The 14,335-nt window shown below is 71.0% G+C and carries 8 protein-coding genes and 1 pseudogene; 4 read left to right on the top strand and 5 right to left on the bottom strand.

Features of this window, described 5'->3' with window-relative positions:
* Nucleotides 1-50 precede the first annotated feature (50 nt).
* Both glyS and ACWC97_RS10550 read right to left on the bottom strand, forming a co-directional pair.
* Nucleotides 51-3,236 (bottom strand): glycine--tRNA ligase subunit beta, encoded by a 3,186-nt coding sequence (gene glyS, locus ACWC97_RS10545; protein WP_450648635.1) that lies wholly within the window; start codon nucleotides 3,234-3,236, stop codon nucleotides 51-53.
* Between the two features lie 115 nt (nucleotides 3,237-3,351).
* Complete coding sequence (locus ACWC97_RS10550; protein WP_450648637.1) at nucleotides 3,352-3,831, bottom strand: ATP-binding protein; 480 nt, start codon at nucleotides 3,829-3,831, stop codon at nucleotides 3,352-3,354.
* Nucleotides 3,832-4,031: 200 nt separating this feature from the next.
* Between ACWC97_RS10550 and ACWC97_RS10555 the strand changes: the two genes are divergently transcribed.
* From ACWC97_RS10555 to ACWC97_RS10565, 3 genes and pseudogenes are all read left to right on the top strand, one after another.
* Entirely contained in the window at nucleotides 4,032-4,856 is an 825-nt protein-coding gene (locus ACWC97_RS10555) for a helix-turn-helix domain-containing protein (protein WP_352273268.1), read from the top strand.
* Complete coding sequence (locus ACWC97_RS10560; protein ID WP_352273165.1) at nucleotides 4,856-5,059, top strand: DUF397 domain-containing protein; 204 nt, start codon at nucleotides 4,856-4,858, stop codon at nucleotides 5,057-5,059. The genes ACWC97_RS10555 and ACWC97_RS10560 overlap by 1 nt, the downstream gene beginning before the upstream one ends.
* A 112-nt stretch (nucleotides 5,060-5,171) precedes the next feature.
* A pseudogene (locus tag ACWC97_RS10565) lies at nucleotides 5,172-5,691 on the top strand (5-methyltetrahydropteroyltriglutamate--homocysteine S-methyltransferase); the annotation flags it as partial.
* Nucleotides 5,692-5,797: 106 nt separating this feature from the next.
* On the opposite strand, the gene ACWC97_RS10570 reads toward ACWC97_RS10565, so the two are convergent.
* Together ACWC97_RS10570 and ACWC97_RS10575 are read right to left on the bottom strand one after the other, a co-directional pair.
* Nucleotides 5,798-5,998, bottom strand: a complete 201-nt coding sequence (locus ACWC97_RS10570) for a hypothetical protein (protein ID WP_402398931.1) — start codon at nucleotides 5,996-5,998, stop codon at nucleotides 5,798-5,800.
* 136 nt (nucleotides 5,999-6,134) lie between these two features.
* The gene (locus ACWC97_RS10575) at nucleotides 6,135-12,254 is read right to left on the bottom strand and encodes a DNRLRE domain-containing protein (RefSeq protein ID WP_450648806.1); all 6,120 of its coding nucleotides are present in this window, start codon (nucleotides 12,252-12,254) and stop codon (nucleotides 6,135-6,137) included.
* A 409-nt stretch (nucleotides 12,255-12,663) separates the two neighbouring features.
* On the opposite strand from ACWC97_RS10575, the gene ACWC97_RS10580 reads away from it, so the two are divergent.
* Nucleotides 12,664-13,029, top strand: coding sequence for a hypothetical protein (locus ACWC97_RS10580; RefSeq protein WP_352273166.1), 366 nt, complete (start codon nucleotides 12,664-12,666; stop codon nucleotides 13,027-13,029).
* 334 nt (nucleotides 13,030-13,363) lie between these two features.
* Here ACWC97_RS10580 and ACWC97_RS10585 read toward each other — a convergent pair whose 3' ends face one another.
* Nucleotides 13,364-14,203: a hypothetical protein gene (locus tag ACWC97_RS10585; protein ID WP_450648640.1), complete on the bottom strand. Its 840-nt coding sequence runs from the start codon at nucleotides 14,201-14,203 to the stop codon at nucleotides 13,364-13,366.
* Nucleotides 14,204-14,335: the final 132 nt, after the last annotated feature.

Here is a 14,335-nt window from a genome sequence, read left to right on the forward strand (position 1 = left end):
GGTGGACGGACGGCGGTCGGGGCGAACAGTCGATCGGCGGCGGCGCCGCGTCAGACCAGCGCTTCCCAGTCGATGAGCCCTTCCGCGAGGTCGCGCACGGCGGCGAGGAGGCCCAGCCGGTTGGCCCGCACCCGCGGGTCGTCGGCCATCACCAGGACGTCGTCGAAGAAGGTGTTGACTGCGGCGACCAGTTCACCGGTCTCCGCGCTGAAGCGCACCAGCGAGCCCTCCCCGGCGAGAACGGCCCGGCTCTTGCTCAGCGCGTCGTGCAGGCCCTGCTCGGCGGGCTCCCAGAACAGCGTCCGGTCGTAGCCCGCCGTCACGTCGGCCGGGACGATGCGCCGGATCCGCTGGAAGGCGGCCACGACGGTGGCGAACCGCTCGTCGCCGCGCAGGCTCTCCAGCTCCTCCAGGACCCGCGCGGCCAGCAGCGGCGCGTCGGCCCGGACCAGCACCGCCCGGACGTCCACGGTGGCGTGGCCCGTCTCGATGAGCTGCTGCTCGAAGCGGCGCACCACGAACTGCTGGGCGGCGTCGACCGTCTCGGGGGCAACGGGGACGGCCTGGTGCCCGGCCGCGATGGCCAGGCCCTGGTGGACGGTGAGCCCGGCCAGGTCGCCCCGGCTGAGCAGGATGTTGACCACGCCGAGCGCGGAGCGCCGCAGCCCGAACGGGTCGGAGCTGCCCGAGGGCTCCGCGCCGATCGCGAAGAGCCCGGCCAGCAGGTCGAAGCGGTCCGCCAGCGCCAGCAGGGCGCCGGGCAGGGTGCCGGGCAGCAGGTCACCGGCGGAGCGGGGCAGCTCGTTCTCGAAGAGCGCCTGGGCCACCGCCTCGCTCTCCCCGGCCCGGTAGGCGTACTCGCGGGCCATGACGCCCGCGAGGCTGGAGAGTTCGGTGACCATCTGCGAGCCGAGGTCGAACTTGGTGAGCGACGCGGCGCGCTCCAGGGTCTCGCGGTCGGTGCCGGAGATCCCGACGCTCTCGCCCAGCCGGAGGGCCACGGCCGAGATGCGGTCGGCGCGGTCCGCCATGGAGCCGAGCCGCTCCTCGAAGGTGAGGAGGCGGGTCTTCTCCTTCATGTCGGCCAGCGGGGTCTCCAGGTCCGCCTTCCAGAAGAAGGAGGCGTCCTCGTACCGGGCGCGGAGCACGGCCTCGTTGCCGCGCCGGACCACGTCGTGGTCGCAGGACCCGTTGGCGACGGCGACGAAGTACGGCAGCATCTCGCCGCGCTCGCCCACCACCGGCAGGTAGCGCTGGTGCTTGCGCATGACCGTGACGAGGATGTCGGAGGGCAGCGAGAGGTACTTGGCCTCGAAGCCGCCGAGGATCGGGGTAGGCGCCTCGACGAGGTTGGTGATCTCGTCGATGAGGCCGGTGTGCCGCTCCGTGTCGATGTATCCGCCGACCTCGGCGGCGAGCCGGACCGCCCCGTCCACGACGAGCCGCCGCCGCTCCTCGGCGTCGGCGAGGATGCCGTGGTGCTCCAGGAAGGAGAGGTATCCGTCGGCGGTCGGCACCTCCACGATCGGCCGGGCCGCGTCGCGGTGCACCTGCGTGGTGCGCCCCGACTCCAGCGTGGAGACGGTGAAGGGGACGACCTCGGCACCGAGGAGCGCGAGGATCCAGCGGATCGGGCGGGTGAACGCGAGCTTCGGGACGTTCCACCGCATGTTCTTCTCGGCGCGCAGCCCGGTCACGATCTCCGGGAGGAGGGCGGACAGCACCTCCTGCGCCGGGCGTCCGGCGACCTGGCGGGTGAGCGCCACGTGCTCGTTGTTGCCGAAGACGACCCGGCCCAGCTCGGCGGGGTCGGCGCCGTTGCTCCGGGCGAAGCCCAGGACGGCCTTGGTGGGGTTGCCCTCGGCGTCGAACGCGGCGGAGACCTTCGGGCCGCGCACGGTCTGCTCGTAGTCCGTCTCGCGGGGCTGCACCCCGTCGACGACGGCGACGACGCGGCGCGGGCCGGCGACGACGCTGATCGCGCCGTGGCCGAGCCGGGTGGCGGCCAGCTTCTCGGTCAGCGCATCGCGCACCGCCCGCGTGGTCCGGGTGACCTCGGCCGGGGGCATCTCCTCGACGCCGATCTCCAGCACCAGCGTGGCCGGACCGGCCTCGACGGGAGCGGCCACGGGCTCGGCGATGGCCACCGGCTCGGCAGGAGCGACGGGCCCGGGGGCCACCGGCTCGGCGGGGGCGGCGGCGACGGGCTCAGCGACCGCGGGGGCCGCGGGGGCGGCTGGTTCCGCCTCCGCGGGGGCCTGCTCCGGCTCCTGCCGCTGCTCCGCCGGGGCGGCGGCCTCCGAGTCGGTGCCGCGCTCGGCGGCGGCCTGGGCCTTCAGCGCGGCGGCGGTCCCCGGGACGGTGCCCAGCGGGAAGCCCAGCTCCTCGCGGCGGGCGACCCACAGCGCGGCGACCTCGTGGGCCAGTCCGCGCATCCGGGCGAAGGACCGCGCCCGCTCGGTGGTGGAGATGGCACCGCGCGCGTCGAGCACGTTGAAGGTGTGCGAGCACTTGAGCACGTACGAGTACGCGGGCACCGGCAGCCGCGCGTCGAGCAGGCGGCGCGCCTCGCCCGCGTACGCCTCGAAGAGGGTCCGCTGGGTGTCCAGGTCGGCCTCGTCGAGGTAGTAGCGGCTCATCTCGTACTCGGCCTGGCCGAAGGCCTCGCCGTAGGTGACGCCGGGCGCGTACTGGAGGTCCTTGAAGTGGTTGACGCCCTGGAGCGCCATCAGGATGCGCTCGATGCCGTAGGTGATCTCCACGGACACCGGGTCGAGCGTGATGCCGCCCGCCTGCTGGAAGTAGGTGAACTGGGTGATCTCCAGTCCGTCCAGCCACACTTCCCAGCCCAGGCCCCAGGCGCCGAGCGCCGGGGAGGCCCAGTTGTCCTCGACGAAGCGGATGTCGTGGGCGTCGGTGTCGATGCCGAGGGCGCGGAGGCTGCCGAGGAAGAGTTCCTGGGCGTTGCCCGGCTCCGGCTTCAGGATGACCTGGTACTGGGTGTGGGTCTGGAGGCGGTTGGGGTTCTCCCCGTACCGGGAGTCGTCGGGGCGGACGCTCGGCTCCACGTACGCCACCCGCCAGGGCTCCGGGCCCTGGACGCGCAGGAACGTGGAGGGGTTGAGCGTGCCCGCGCCGACCTCAGTGTTCATGGGCTGAACGTTCAGACAGCCTTGTTCGGCCCAGTAGGTGTTCAGCACCTGGAGAGCTTCTTGCATCGTCAACACTGAGATCATTCCTTCACGGACGCGGCGCGCGGACTTCGGAGCACTTCCCGGCCGGAGCACAGGAGACCCTGAGTCCGGCGAGTCTATCGAGCGGGAAGGAGCCCCCTGGTCGCCGAATGCGGGGTCAGGCCAGCGCGACCTCGCACCACACGGTCTTGGTGTGCGGATCACCACCGGTGGTCCCCCACCGCCGCGACAGGGCCTCGACCAGGAGCAGGCCCCGGCCGCTCGTGTCGAGGTCGCCGGAGGGCGCCCGGACCGCGCCGGGGGCGGGCGGGGTGCGGTCGGGGCTCGCGTCCGTCACCTCGACGAGCAGTTCCGGGTCCCTGCCCTGGAGGGTGAGCCGCAGCCGGAAGTCCCGGCCGGGCACCCGGCCGTGCCGTACGGCGTTGGAGGCCAGCTCGGCCACCAGCAGTGACGCCGTCCGGTTCGCCTCGCTCCCGTGCGGCCAGCCCCAGCGATGGATCTCCTCGGCCGCGAGACGGCGGGCGAGCCGGGCACCACGCGGGGTGGCCGAGAGCTGGATGCCGAAGTGGCGGGCGGGGGAGGGGAGTTGTCCGGCGCCGGGGCGGGACTCCGGAGTGGGGGAGGTTTCGCGATTCATGTCACTCAGCGTGTCCACCCGGATCTACGGTGACCAGTAGCGACACCCGTACAGGGCGTGACTGTCCGGGTCTTGTCCGGGTCTGTCCGGGCTGTGTGGCGTTACCGGTTTGTCCACCGCGGAGTTGAGCATGTACGGATCGGATGTGGAGGTGTGCGCACGTGAGTCTGACGGGGCATTCGGTACAGGTCGGTGACGGGATGGAACCGCACGACGCCGTTGACGAGGAGTCGACCCTCGTCCTGCGGATGATCGGCCGGACCATCAAGCGCTGGCGCGACCGGCTGAACATGACCCAGGCCGAACTGGGGGCGGCCATCGGCTACAGCGAGGAGCAGGTCTCCTCGGTGGAACGGGGACGGCGCGCCCCGAGCGCGGCGTTCCTGGAGCGGGCGGACGAGGTGCTCGGGGCGGACGGCATGATCGCCGCCCTGCGCAAGGAGGCCGAGGAGGCCCGGTTCCCGAAGAAGGTGCGGGACCTGGCGAAGCTGGAGGACCAGGCGATCGAGATCTGCGCCTATGACAACTCCGTCGTCAACGGGCTGCTCCAGACCCAGGAGTACGCCAGGGCGCTGTACGGGATGCGGCGCCCGGCCTTCAGTGAGGAGGAGATCGAGCGGCTCGTCGCGGCGCGGATGGCGCGCCAGGAGATCTTCGACCAACAGCCCGCCCGTGTCTTCACTTTCGTCATGGAAGAGGTGACGCTCCGACGCCCGCTCGGGGGCAGAATGGTGATGCGGAAGCAGCTCGAACACCTGCTGGAAATCGGCCGGCGGCGGGGCGTGGAGATCCAGGTGATGCCCACGAACCGCGAGGAACACGCGGGGCTCGCGGGATCGTTCAAACTGCTGCGGCTTGAGAAGGGGGAGACCGTGGGACACAGCGAGGCCCACTTCGTCAGTCGGCTGTTCTCGCATCCCAAGGAGGTCCAGCTCTTCGACATCCACTGTGGCATCATCCGGGCGCAGGCCCTCACCCCGCGTGAGTCGCTGGCCTTCATCGAGAAAGTGCTGGGAGAGACGTAATGACCAACCCCTCGACAGCGAACAGTCCCGTGCTGAAGTGGTTCAAGAGCAGCTACAGCACGAATGAGGGCCCGGACTGCGTGGAGGTAGCCGTCGTCCCCGAGACCGTCCACGTACGCGACTCCAAGCAGGCCCACGGCCCCCAGCTCGCCTTCGGGCCCCAGCAGTGGACCGCCTTCGTCTCGTACGCCACCCACCACTGACGTACGCGCGCGACGGACGCACCCGCGCCCCGCATCCGGCCTCCCGTCGGGTGCGGGGCGTCGTTGTGTTGTGGCGGCCGGTACGGGTGGGGCCGTGGGGTGGGCCGTGCAGCTGGAGGCGAACGGGACGTCCGTCATCCAGGTCGACGAGCCCGCGCTGCGCGAGGCGCTGCCGCTGCGCGCCGCCGACCGGCCCGGCTACCTCGCCCGGGCGACGGAGGCGTTCCGGATCAGCACCAGCGGGGTACCGGCCGGACACCCAGATCCACACGCACATGTGCTACGCCGAGTTCGGTGACATCGTGCGGGCCATCGACGACCTCGACGCCGACGTCATCAGCCTGGAGGCAGCCCGCTCACACATGCAGGTCGCCCGCGAACTCGCCGCCCACGGCTACCCGCGCGAGGCCGGACCCGGGGTGTACGACATCCACTCGCCCCGCGTCCCGAGCGTCACGGAGGCGGCCGGGCTGCTGCGCGCCGGGCTCGAAGCGATTCCGGCCGAGCGGCTCTGGGGCAACCCCGACTGCGGCCTGAAGACCCGCGGCTGGCCCGAGGCGAAGGCGTCCCTGGAGAACCTGGTCGCCGCCGCCTGCACCGTACGCGAGGGACTGGCCGCGAACGGGTCCTGAGCCCCGCCGCACCGGCCACCGGGCCGGGAGCGCTCCGGCGCTCCCGGCCCGTCACCCCGTCAGGAACCGGGACGGCAAGCGCGTCGCACCGCACCGGCGGTGCTCGCTACCACGCGTCGAAGAGCGTCCGGAAGTAGACGCACAGGACGAGCAGGAACAACCAGGGCACAAGGCAGAGGAGGTATACGGTCCTGGGATTCCGCACCGCTCCGTCCGCTTTCACCTTGGGCAGGAACAGAGCGAGAAGGAGACTGTCGAGCCCCAGAGCGCTCTGGGTCCAGAGAAGCACCGACTGTGCCGTACTCATGATGCTCGGCCTTTCCTGTGGAGAGTTCTACGAAGATTCGGGATTCGAGGACAAGAGGTTCAAGAGGGGGCCGGCAGGGCCTCGTCGAGCGGTGTCCGGGCTCGCCCCGGCCCTGCCGGCATTCTTCCGGACGGGCCTACCGCCTCCGCTTCCCGGTGGGCTTCCACCACTTGGCCAGGCGCTTCGCCCCGGCACGGAGGGCTACGCCCTTGAACGCGCCCAGTCCTGCGGCACTCGCGCCCGCGTACGCGGCTCTCGCGTAGCCGTCAGCCGTCGTTCGCCGGTTCCCCCACCGCTTGGCAGCCATTCCGGCCGCGGCTCCCGCGACGAGGACGCAACCGCCGGCCAGGGCCACCGAGGCGATGAGCGCGGTGCAGGCGACGCCTGCGGTGAATCCCGCGATCGCCACGCGGTGACGCTTGACGAATCCCTTCGCCCTCTTCCACCAGCTCTTCTTGCCGTCGAGGTCGTAGCGGTTCAACGGGTCGGCGTTCGCGTACTCGTAGGCGTTCGCGTTTCCGCCGTAGACCGGGTCCAACGAGAGGAAGCGTCCGGTGGCGGGGTTGTAGAGGCGGACGCCCATGAGAGTGAGACCGGTGACGGTCTCGGTGGAGCGCTGCTTGGCACCGAGCCAGTTGTAGCGGGTGGCCTCCTGGCCGGTGCGCGGGTTGCCGTACTCGTCCGAGTCCAGGGCGACCGGCGCCTTGCCCGCGTCCAGCGGGAGCTGGAGGGCGATGTCCCCGTGGATGGTGGTGAGTTGCAGGACCGTGTCGCCGGTCTTGCCGGTGGTGGCGGCGAGGTCGCCGGTGGCGGAGGCGACGTTGCGGGTCAGGGATCCGGTGGCCGTGTCCTCCATGACCCAGCGCGGGTTGTCCCCGTCGCCCGCGTAGTGGTTGACCTTGGAGCCGGTACGGGTCCAGGTGGTGCCGCCGCCGGTCTCGGTCACGAAGGAACGGAACCGGAGGTTGGCATCGAGCTGCCAGGTCTGCCGCTTGCCACCCGACGTCTGCTGGTGGGCGAGGTCGTTGGCGTAGTAGCCGATGGTGCTGCCCGGCAGGGCGGTGGTGCGGCCGAAGGCGTCGTAGGTGTAGCCGGTGTCGACGAGGCGGTCGGCGCTGTCGTAGGTGTGGTTGGTGGCGGTGCCCCCGCTCGTCGGGCAGTCCGCGCCGGGGGTGCCGGTCGCGGTGGTCAGGGACTTGCGGTTCGAGCGTGCGTCGAAGGCGTACGCACGGCGGGTGCAGACGGTCTCGGAGGTGTCCTCGACCGTGGTGAGCCGCCCGGTCGCGTCGTACTGGTATGCCTGGTCGGACCATCCGGCGTGCGCGGTGACCTGTCCGTGGACGGATTCGGACACCGTGTCGGAGTAGACGATCGTCCCGTCGCTGTCACGGGTGTACGTGCGGTCGGTGGCCGAACCGGTCGGGTCCTGGGTCTGCTTGACGGTGTAGCCGCCGGGCAGTTTCTCCCCGCTGACCGATCCGTCGGCGTCGTAGGTGGCCTGGAAGACCCCGGCGACGGAGTCGGTGGTCTTCGTGGCGAGACCTCGCGGCTCGGTGGCGTGGTCGTAGGTGTAGGTGACGGTCGAGGGAACGCTGTCGGTGACCTTGACCTGTCGGTCGAGCAGGTCGTACTCGGTGGTGGTCACACCGCCGTCGGCGTCGGTGTAGGAGATCTGGCGGCCGAGCTTGTCGTACGCCTTGGTGATCGTGCCGCCGGTCGGGGAGGTCGTCTTCGTCTCACGGCCGGTGGCCGGGTCGTACTGGGTGGTGGTCGAGGGGACGGTCTGTCCGAGGCCACCGGTGAGGGTGGTCCCGACCTGGCGGCCCGCGTTGTCGTGGGCGTTCGTGGTGGTCCGGGTGGTGCCGTTCGCGGTGTCGACGACCTTGGCCGTGTTGCCCCACCAGTCGTACTCGGTGGTGGTGGTCGGCAGCTGCGAGGGGTTCGAGCCGCCTCCCGTGATGGCACCGGCCGGGCCCGTGGAGCATTCCAGGTCGGCCCACTCCGGGCGGCCCTGGCAGGTGCCGGTGCCGGTGGCGGACCAGTAGGTGGTCACCCGCGTCGCCGCGTCGGTGCCGGTGGCGCCGGGCAGTCGTTGCTTGGTGACGCGCCCCTGGGCGTCGTACTCGGTGGTCTCGGTGATCTTGAGGCCGACCGGGTCCTTGATCGTCTGGGTGGGCAGGCCCTTGACCCAGTCGTAGACGGTCTGCACGACACGGGTGTCGCCCTGGACGGCAGGGTGCTCACGGACCTGGGCGCCGGTGGTGACCCTGGTGACCTGGTCCTTGACCTTGGCGGTGCCGTCCGTGGGGCGACCGGCGTCGTACTCGTTGACCGTCCAGGACCGGGCGGTGACCGACGTGCCGGCCGCGACCAGGACCGTGGTCCCGGACTTGAGGTCCGCCGCCAGCTCGACGCGGTGCAGCGGGCCGAACTTCTCCAGTTCCCGGGTCCCGGTCTCGTTGTGGACCGAGGTGGTGGCGAGCAGGTTGGCGCGTTCGGTGCTGGGGAGCTGTGCGATCCCGAGGTCCGCCTGGACGGCCTTGGCGTCGGCCGTCGTACCGAGGGCCACGGCACGGTTGGCGGCGGTCAGCTCGCGCACCGTGTTGCCGAAGCGGTCGTACTCGGTGGTGGTGGTGTGCCCGCCCGGGGTGACGCTGTTGACCGGACGTCCGGAGACGCCCAGGTAGGTGAGCGTGGCGCGGCCGTAGGAGCCTGCGCCAAGGCCGCTTCCGGCGTGCGAGGCCGGGACGGAGTCGGCGGGGAAGACGGCGGTCGCGTCGGTCGGGGCGTCGGTCTGGCCCCATGCCTTCACGTCCGGGGCGCCCATCCGGTAGGGGGCCGTAGTTCCGGTCAGCGGCACGTCGTAGACGACCGAGGTGGTGGCCGTACCCTCCTCGACGTCCTTCGTGCCCTGCTTCAGGGCCGCGCGGGACGTCTTCAGGAGCATGCCGTCACCGGCGGTGGCGGCATTGCCCGCCTTTCCGTAGGCGAAGCTCCAGGGCAGTTCTCCGGCGGGCGTCAGGCTGGTGACCCGGCCGGCCGCGTCGTAGCCGTACTCGGTCTTCAGCGCCGGGGAGATGCGCGGGTTCCACGCCTCGCGGAGACGGCCCGTGCTGTCGTAGCGGTAGACCTGGACGGTCTTGTACTCGGCGGCGGTGGCACCGGGTTCGGTCGACCACAGCCGGATCGAAGTGACCTGACCGGTGTAGTCGCCGAACGCGGTGGCGGTGGCCGTGGTGGAGGTCGCGTAGACGTACTCCAGGGCCCGGCACCCGACGGTGGCCAGGCTCGCCGTGCAGGCGGCGGCCGAAGCCGCGGTGGTCGGCGCGATCACCCGCTTGGGCCGCGCCAGCTTCTTGCCGTCCACGGTCACTGTCTCGGAGACGACGGTGGTGGTGCTGTTGGTGAGGCCGTCCAGCAGCACGCTGGAGACCTGCCAGGTGGTGGCGGCCGCGTCGGGCTTGGTGAACTGGGTGACCGTGCCCTCGGTGTCGGTGAGGGTGAACGATCCACCCACGCTTCCGGCCAGGGTGAGGTCCTCGGACCCCGTCTCGGGGATCCAGCCGTTCTTCGCCGCGTTGGCGGTGAAGTGCGTCTCGTCGCCCTCGGAGTCCACGACCGCGACGGCGGTGTCCGTGATCCGGCGGAGGTGGGAGTAGTCCGACTCCGCCTCCTCGGCCGCCGTGCCGGAGACCCATTCCTTACCGAAGATCGGCGCCTGGCCCTCCTGCTTGGCCCCCTTGTCCGGCGTACGGGACGAGGCCGTCCGGGACGCCGAAAGACCGAAGGCGGAGGCGTCGTCGGCGGACAGGGTGAAGTCACCGGTGAGGAGGTTGACCGAACCCGGGCCGACCTCGCTGGTCGCCGCGCCGGAGGCATTGCGGTCGACGACGACGGAGAGCGGTTCGGTGGCCCCCGTGCCGCCGGGGCCGGTGAAGTCGGCCTTGATCTGGACGGTGCCGTCGGGGTCGACGGTGTCGGTGGCGTTCCAGACCAGCGGCGCGTTCCTGCCGTTCGTCATCGGGGCGGGCCAGGCGCTCAGCGCGGTGCCGCCCGACGTCACGTGCCCGGCGGGGATCCTCACCCAGGGGTCGGCCTCGGAGCGGCGCCAGGAGAAGGACACCTTGTCGTACTTGGACCCGTCGGCCTCCGCGACCAGCGGAAGGCGCCGCGCGGTCCGCTCACCCTCGCTGGGCTGGACGAAGCCGCCGGGGCCCGCGTGGAAGGTGTACTCGATCGCCTCGGACTTGTTGTCGGCCTTGTCGACCGCACGCACCTGGAGGGTGTGCGTGCCGTCCTTCGGCGGGGCGACGGACAGAGCCTTGGCGGCGCTGGAGCCGCCGGTGGCGACCTTCGTCCAGGTCATTCCGTCCAGTGACCATTCGAGCCAGTTGTGGTCGGTGCCGGGCGGGGTGACGGTGAACGTGCCCGACTGGCCCGCGCCCTTGACCCACTTGTCCGAGGGGTAGTCCGTCGACGTGATCTTCGTCGGGGCGGACGGGGCCCTGGTGTCGACGGTGAACGTCTTCCACGCCGACCAGCCGGTGTTGTAGTGCGTCCCGTCGTACGGACTGCTACGGAACTTGTACGTCCTGCCCTCGGCCAGCACACCGGCCTTCACCGTCACCGGGGCTGGCTGCCCGGAGGGCACGAACGCCGAGCGCAGCACGTCGCCGACCTGGGTGTCGGTGGCGGAGTCGAAGATCTGGTAGGCGCCCTGGACCTTGTCCCCGTTGGGGTCGACGAAGGTGTCGCGCAGGGTCGGGGTCAGCGTGTTGACCATGTAGGCGCCGCCGTAGGAGAAGAACGGCGGACCGGCCTCCTGCTTGGTGCCGGTACGCGGCCGGTAGTTGTAGTTGACGACCAGCTTCGGCGGGTTGGACGCCGCGTTCGCGGAGTTGACCCGCTTCCACTGCGCGACGACGGACTCGCTGGAGGCACGTATGCCCATGTGACCGCGGGTGGCCTTGGCCGAGGCCCACTCCTGCGCGAGCGTCGTCACATCGGCGTTGATCCAGCCGTCGGGCTGCGAGGCGCAGTCGGCGTTGCCACGGGTCTCGGTGGAGGTGGCCCGCTTCGCCGTCATCGTCGGACGGTTCGTCCACCGGCTGGCGGTGGACGCCGCGGGCGAAGCCCACACCTCCCACGGGTAGGGCTTGCAGTCCGTGTTGGCGGAGTGGAAGTTCCACAGGGAGAGCTTCGCGTTCAGGACCAGCGCGTCCTGGATGGGGGTGGTGTTCCAGGAGATGAAGCTCTCCGCCGTGCGCGGGGTGCCGTTGGCGTTCTTGGTGCCGGGGTTGCCCCAGTCCAGCTCCTTGTCGGTGGACCAGTCGACGGTCTCGCCCTGCTGCACGTATGTGTCGAAGACGTTGCCCAGCGATCCCGTGGACGGGTCCACGGTCACCGGGTACACGGTGTCGGGTGAGGCGAGGAAGTCCGCGTCCGGGGTGATGACGAGGTCGACACCGCCCTTGGTCCGGACGACCTTCATGCCGACCCTGGCCCGGTTGGTGTGCTCCCCGGAGACCTTGTCGACGGAGGCGTCCCACATCACCGGGGCGGGCATCACGGCGCTCTTTCGGGACTTCCTGTCCGTGAAGAGGATGCTGCCGTCCGCCTGTTCGCTGACCTTCAGCCCCTTGGTGAGCAGCGGCAGCGTGTAGGAGAAGCCGCGCCCGGGACGGGACTTGACCTCCACGAACTGCTCGAAGCCGGTGCGGGTGGCTTCCACGACCACGTCCGCGCCCGGGACGGCGTTCTCGTACGTGGCCCGGGTCCCGTCCAGCTTCGGCGCGGGCAGGCCGCCCCGCCACTGCAGGGTGATCTCCTCGTCACCGCTGCCGAGCGTGACCAGGTCGGTGGCCGGGGCGGACTGGGCGGCGCGGAGCGACGTTGCCCGGGTGCCGGACTTGCCCGCGAGGCGCAGTCCGCGCGGATGGGCCCGGGACACCACCGAACCGTCGTCCTCGGCGGCCAGTTCGACATCGACGGTGCGCCAGTCACCCGTGTCCGGATCCTGGAACCGGACCGGGCCGGCGGCCAACTCCGTAGTGAGGGAACCGTCCTTGTTCACCCAGGTCGTCGACGTCTCCGTCCGTTCGGACAACGCCTCGACCCGCTTGCCGGACAACCGCGCGGCCACGCGTGCGGACGCGATGTCCGCCGCCTGCGCGACCGCGGCCTTCTTCGGTGCCGCAACGGGTGCGGACGGGGCCGCCGTTGCGGGGCTCACGCCGTCGAGCAGGGTGACGGACAGGACCGTGGCAAGCCCGCACGCCACGTAGCGCAGGCTCCTTGCCGACCAGATCCGCCCGCCCTGCTGCGGCAGAGGCACATGACTCTTCATCATTCCTCAGCTTCTTGATCGCAACTTCACCACATGCGTGATGACTTCGTGAACATAGCGAGGAGGGAAAGGGCAGGAACGGAACAACTGTGCGCACGCGCGCCAATTCAGACAGCAACCACAAGGGATCTTGATCGTTTCGCAATGAAAAGTTAAAGCACGTGCCAAGATCCGAGCGGAACACACAGGTGCGGGCAACCAGCCGTAGGTGGCACTACGAGGTCGGCTGCGCGACCGAGGAGTGGCGACGCGCCCGATCCCCGTACCCCCCGCACGGGGGGGGGACCGGTCGGGCCGGAACGGAAGGAAAGGGCGTGCTGTGGGCGTCTACATCTCGATCAGGGGGTGGCTGGAGTGCGACGGGACACAACTCTCGGCCGTCGAAGGGGTCATCTCGTCCCACGCGGATGGTCACTACTCCCACGGGTGGAGCATGCCCCGGCAGCAGGTCAACTGGACCCACTACGTCTTCTACGGCGCCGACATCCGCGCATCGGCCCTGAGCTGGTTCATGGACCAGCTCAGGGAGATCGCCCGGATTCCGGCCTCCGACGACGACGGGGACCTCGTCCGGGGCATGTTCCTCGCGAGCCACGAGATCGACGGTGCGACCGAGTGGCAGGTCCGTGACGGTCGCGTCCTCGTCCTGCCCGGTGAAGACAGGTACCGGTACCTCGACGAATGACCACGCCCTCCGAAGCGGCCCGCCCGCCGCAGTGCAGCGGCCCGAACCCCTCCGCGGCGGTCGCGGTCAGCGGACCGGCGCTCCCGGCCCGGTCGGGGCGAAGACCGGGAAGACCGCGAGGCACCACACCACTTCGAGCCACTTCGGCGGCGCCTGCCCACCAGGCAGCCAGGTCGAACCCACACACAACGCCCCGACCCCGGCGAACACCAACGCCAACCAGAAGTGCGCCTTGTGGCTGCCTCGCAGCTCCGCCACACCGCCCCCGTACGTCGAACCCCCGGTCGATGAACCATAGACCGCACCCCGTCGCGGGGAGGACCGACCGGTGCGCTCAGGCGGGCTGGCGGAGTGCGCCGACCAGTGCGCGCGGGTCGTCGGCGTGGAAGCGGATGGTCCGGGCCTCTCCCGTCGCGCCGAGCGGGCGGGTGAAAGGGAGGGGCCGGTTCAGCTCCAGGGTCACCGTGGTCTGGCTGCCCACGATCAGGTCGAGAACCCCGTCCTCGGAGAGGGTGATCAGGCGGCCCTCGGGATAGCGCCGGTCCACCCGGACCGAGGCGACCGCGTCCGGTGGTACGGCCAGGTCGAAGAGGGCTCCGTAGCGGATCCGCAGCGAGCCGTCGGGGCGCACGACGTGCGGCCGGGTGACGCAGGAGGCGTGCAGGGCCAGCACCAGGACGACGCCGTACAGGTCGAGTACCAGGATCACCCGGTGGACCACCGGCCACGGGATGAGCAGGGCCAGGCCCACCGTCTCGATCACCATGACGAAGAGCAGGCCGTACATCGTCGCGGTCTGAGGTCCGGTGTACGCGGCGGCGAGGTCCCCGGGGCGAACCCCGTGCGTACGGCGCCGAACCCACCGTCCCAGGGAGGCGAGGGCGCGCAGCTCGTGGAGGACCAGGCGGCGGACCTTCACCGGCACCGCCTCCTGTACGGCGGCCCGCCGCGCCGCCCCGCGGTCCGCGCCACGGGCGCGCGCGGCTACGTACAGCGAGCGCAGCACCCAGGTCTCCAGCAGCAGCACGGCGAACACCAGCGCCTCGGCGCCCGCCAGCGCCCACCCGGGCGGCCGGACCCCGGCCACCAGGCAGACCACCAGGGCCAGTTCGCCCGGCAGCACGGTGGCCACCGCGACCCGGGCCACCCGTACACCCCTTGACCGGTCGCTCATCCCCGTCCCCTTTCGATGAAAGCGCCCGGGCGGCGAACCCCACGAGCGCGGCGATCCCTCCGATGCGCATGCCGCCAGTAGAAACCGTGCCGTCGCGTCAAGGTCAAGCGAGGTGGAGCGACAGCGGCCCGG

It is taken from the genome of Streptomyces sp. NPDC001108 (assembly GCF_053598535.1).

Excerpts from the sequence above, each read along its gene's own strand:
- glyS (WP_450648635.1), bottom strand. The coding sequence starts at position 3,236 with ATGATCTCAGTGTTGACGATGCAAGAAGCTCTCCAGGTGCTGAACACC.
- ACWC97_RS10550 (WP_450648637.1), bottom strand. The coding sequence starts at position 3,831 with ATGAATCGCGAAACCTCCCCCACTCCGGAGTCCCGCCCCGGCGCCGGA.
- ACWC97_RS10555 (WP_352273268.1), top strand. The coding sequence starts at position 4,032 with ATGGAACCGCACGACGCCGTTGACGAGGAGTCGACCCTCGTCCTGCGG.
- ACWC97_RS10560 (WP_352273165.1), top strand. The coding sequence starts at position 4,856 with ATGACCAACCCCTCGACAGCGAACAGTCCCGTGCTGAAGTGGTTCAAG.
- ACWC97_RS10570 (WP_402398931.1), bottom strand. The coding sequence starts at position 5,998 with ATGAGTACGGCACAGTCGGTGCTTCTCTGGACCCAGAGCGCTCTGGGG.
- ACWC97_RS10585 (WP_450648640.1), bottom strand. The coding sequence starts at position 14,203 with ATGAGCGACCGGTCAAGGGGTGTACGGGTGGCCCGGGTCGCGGTGGCC.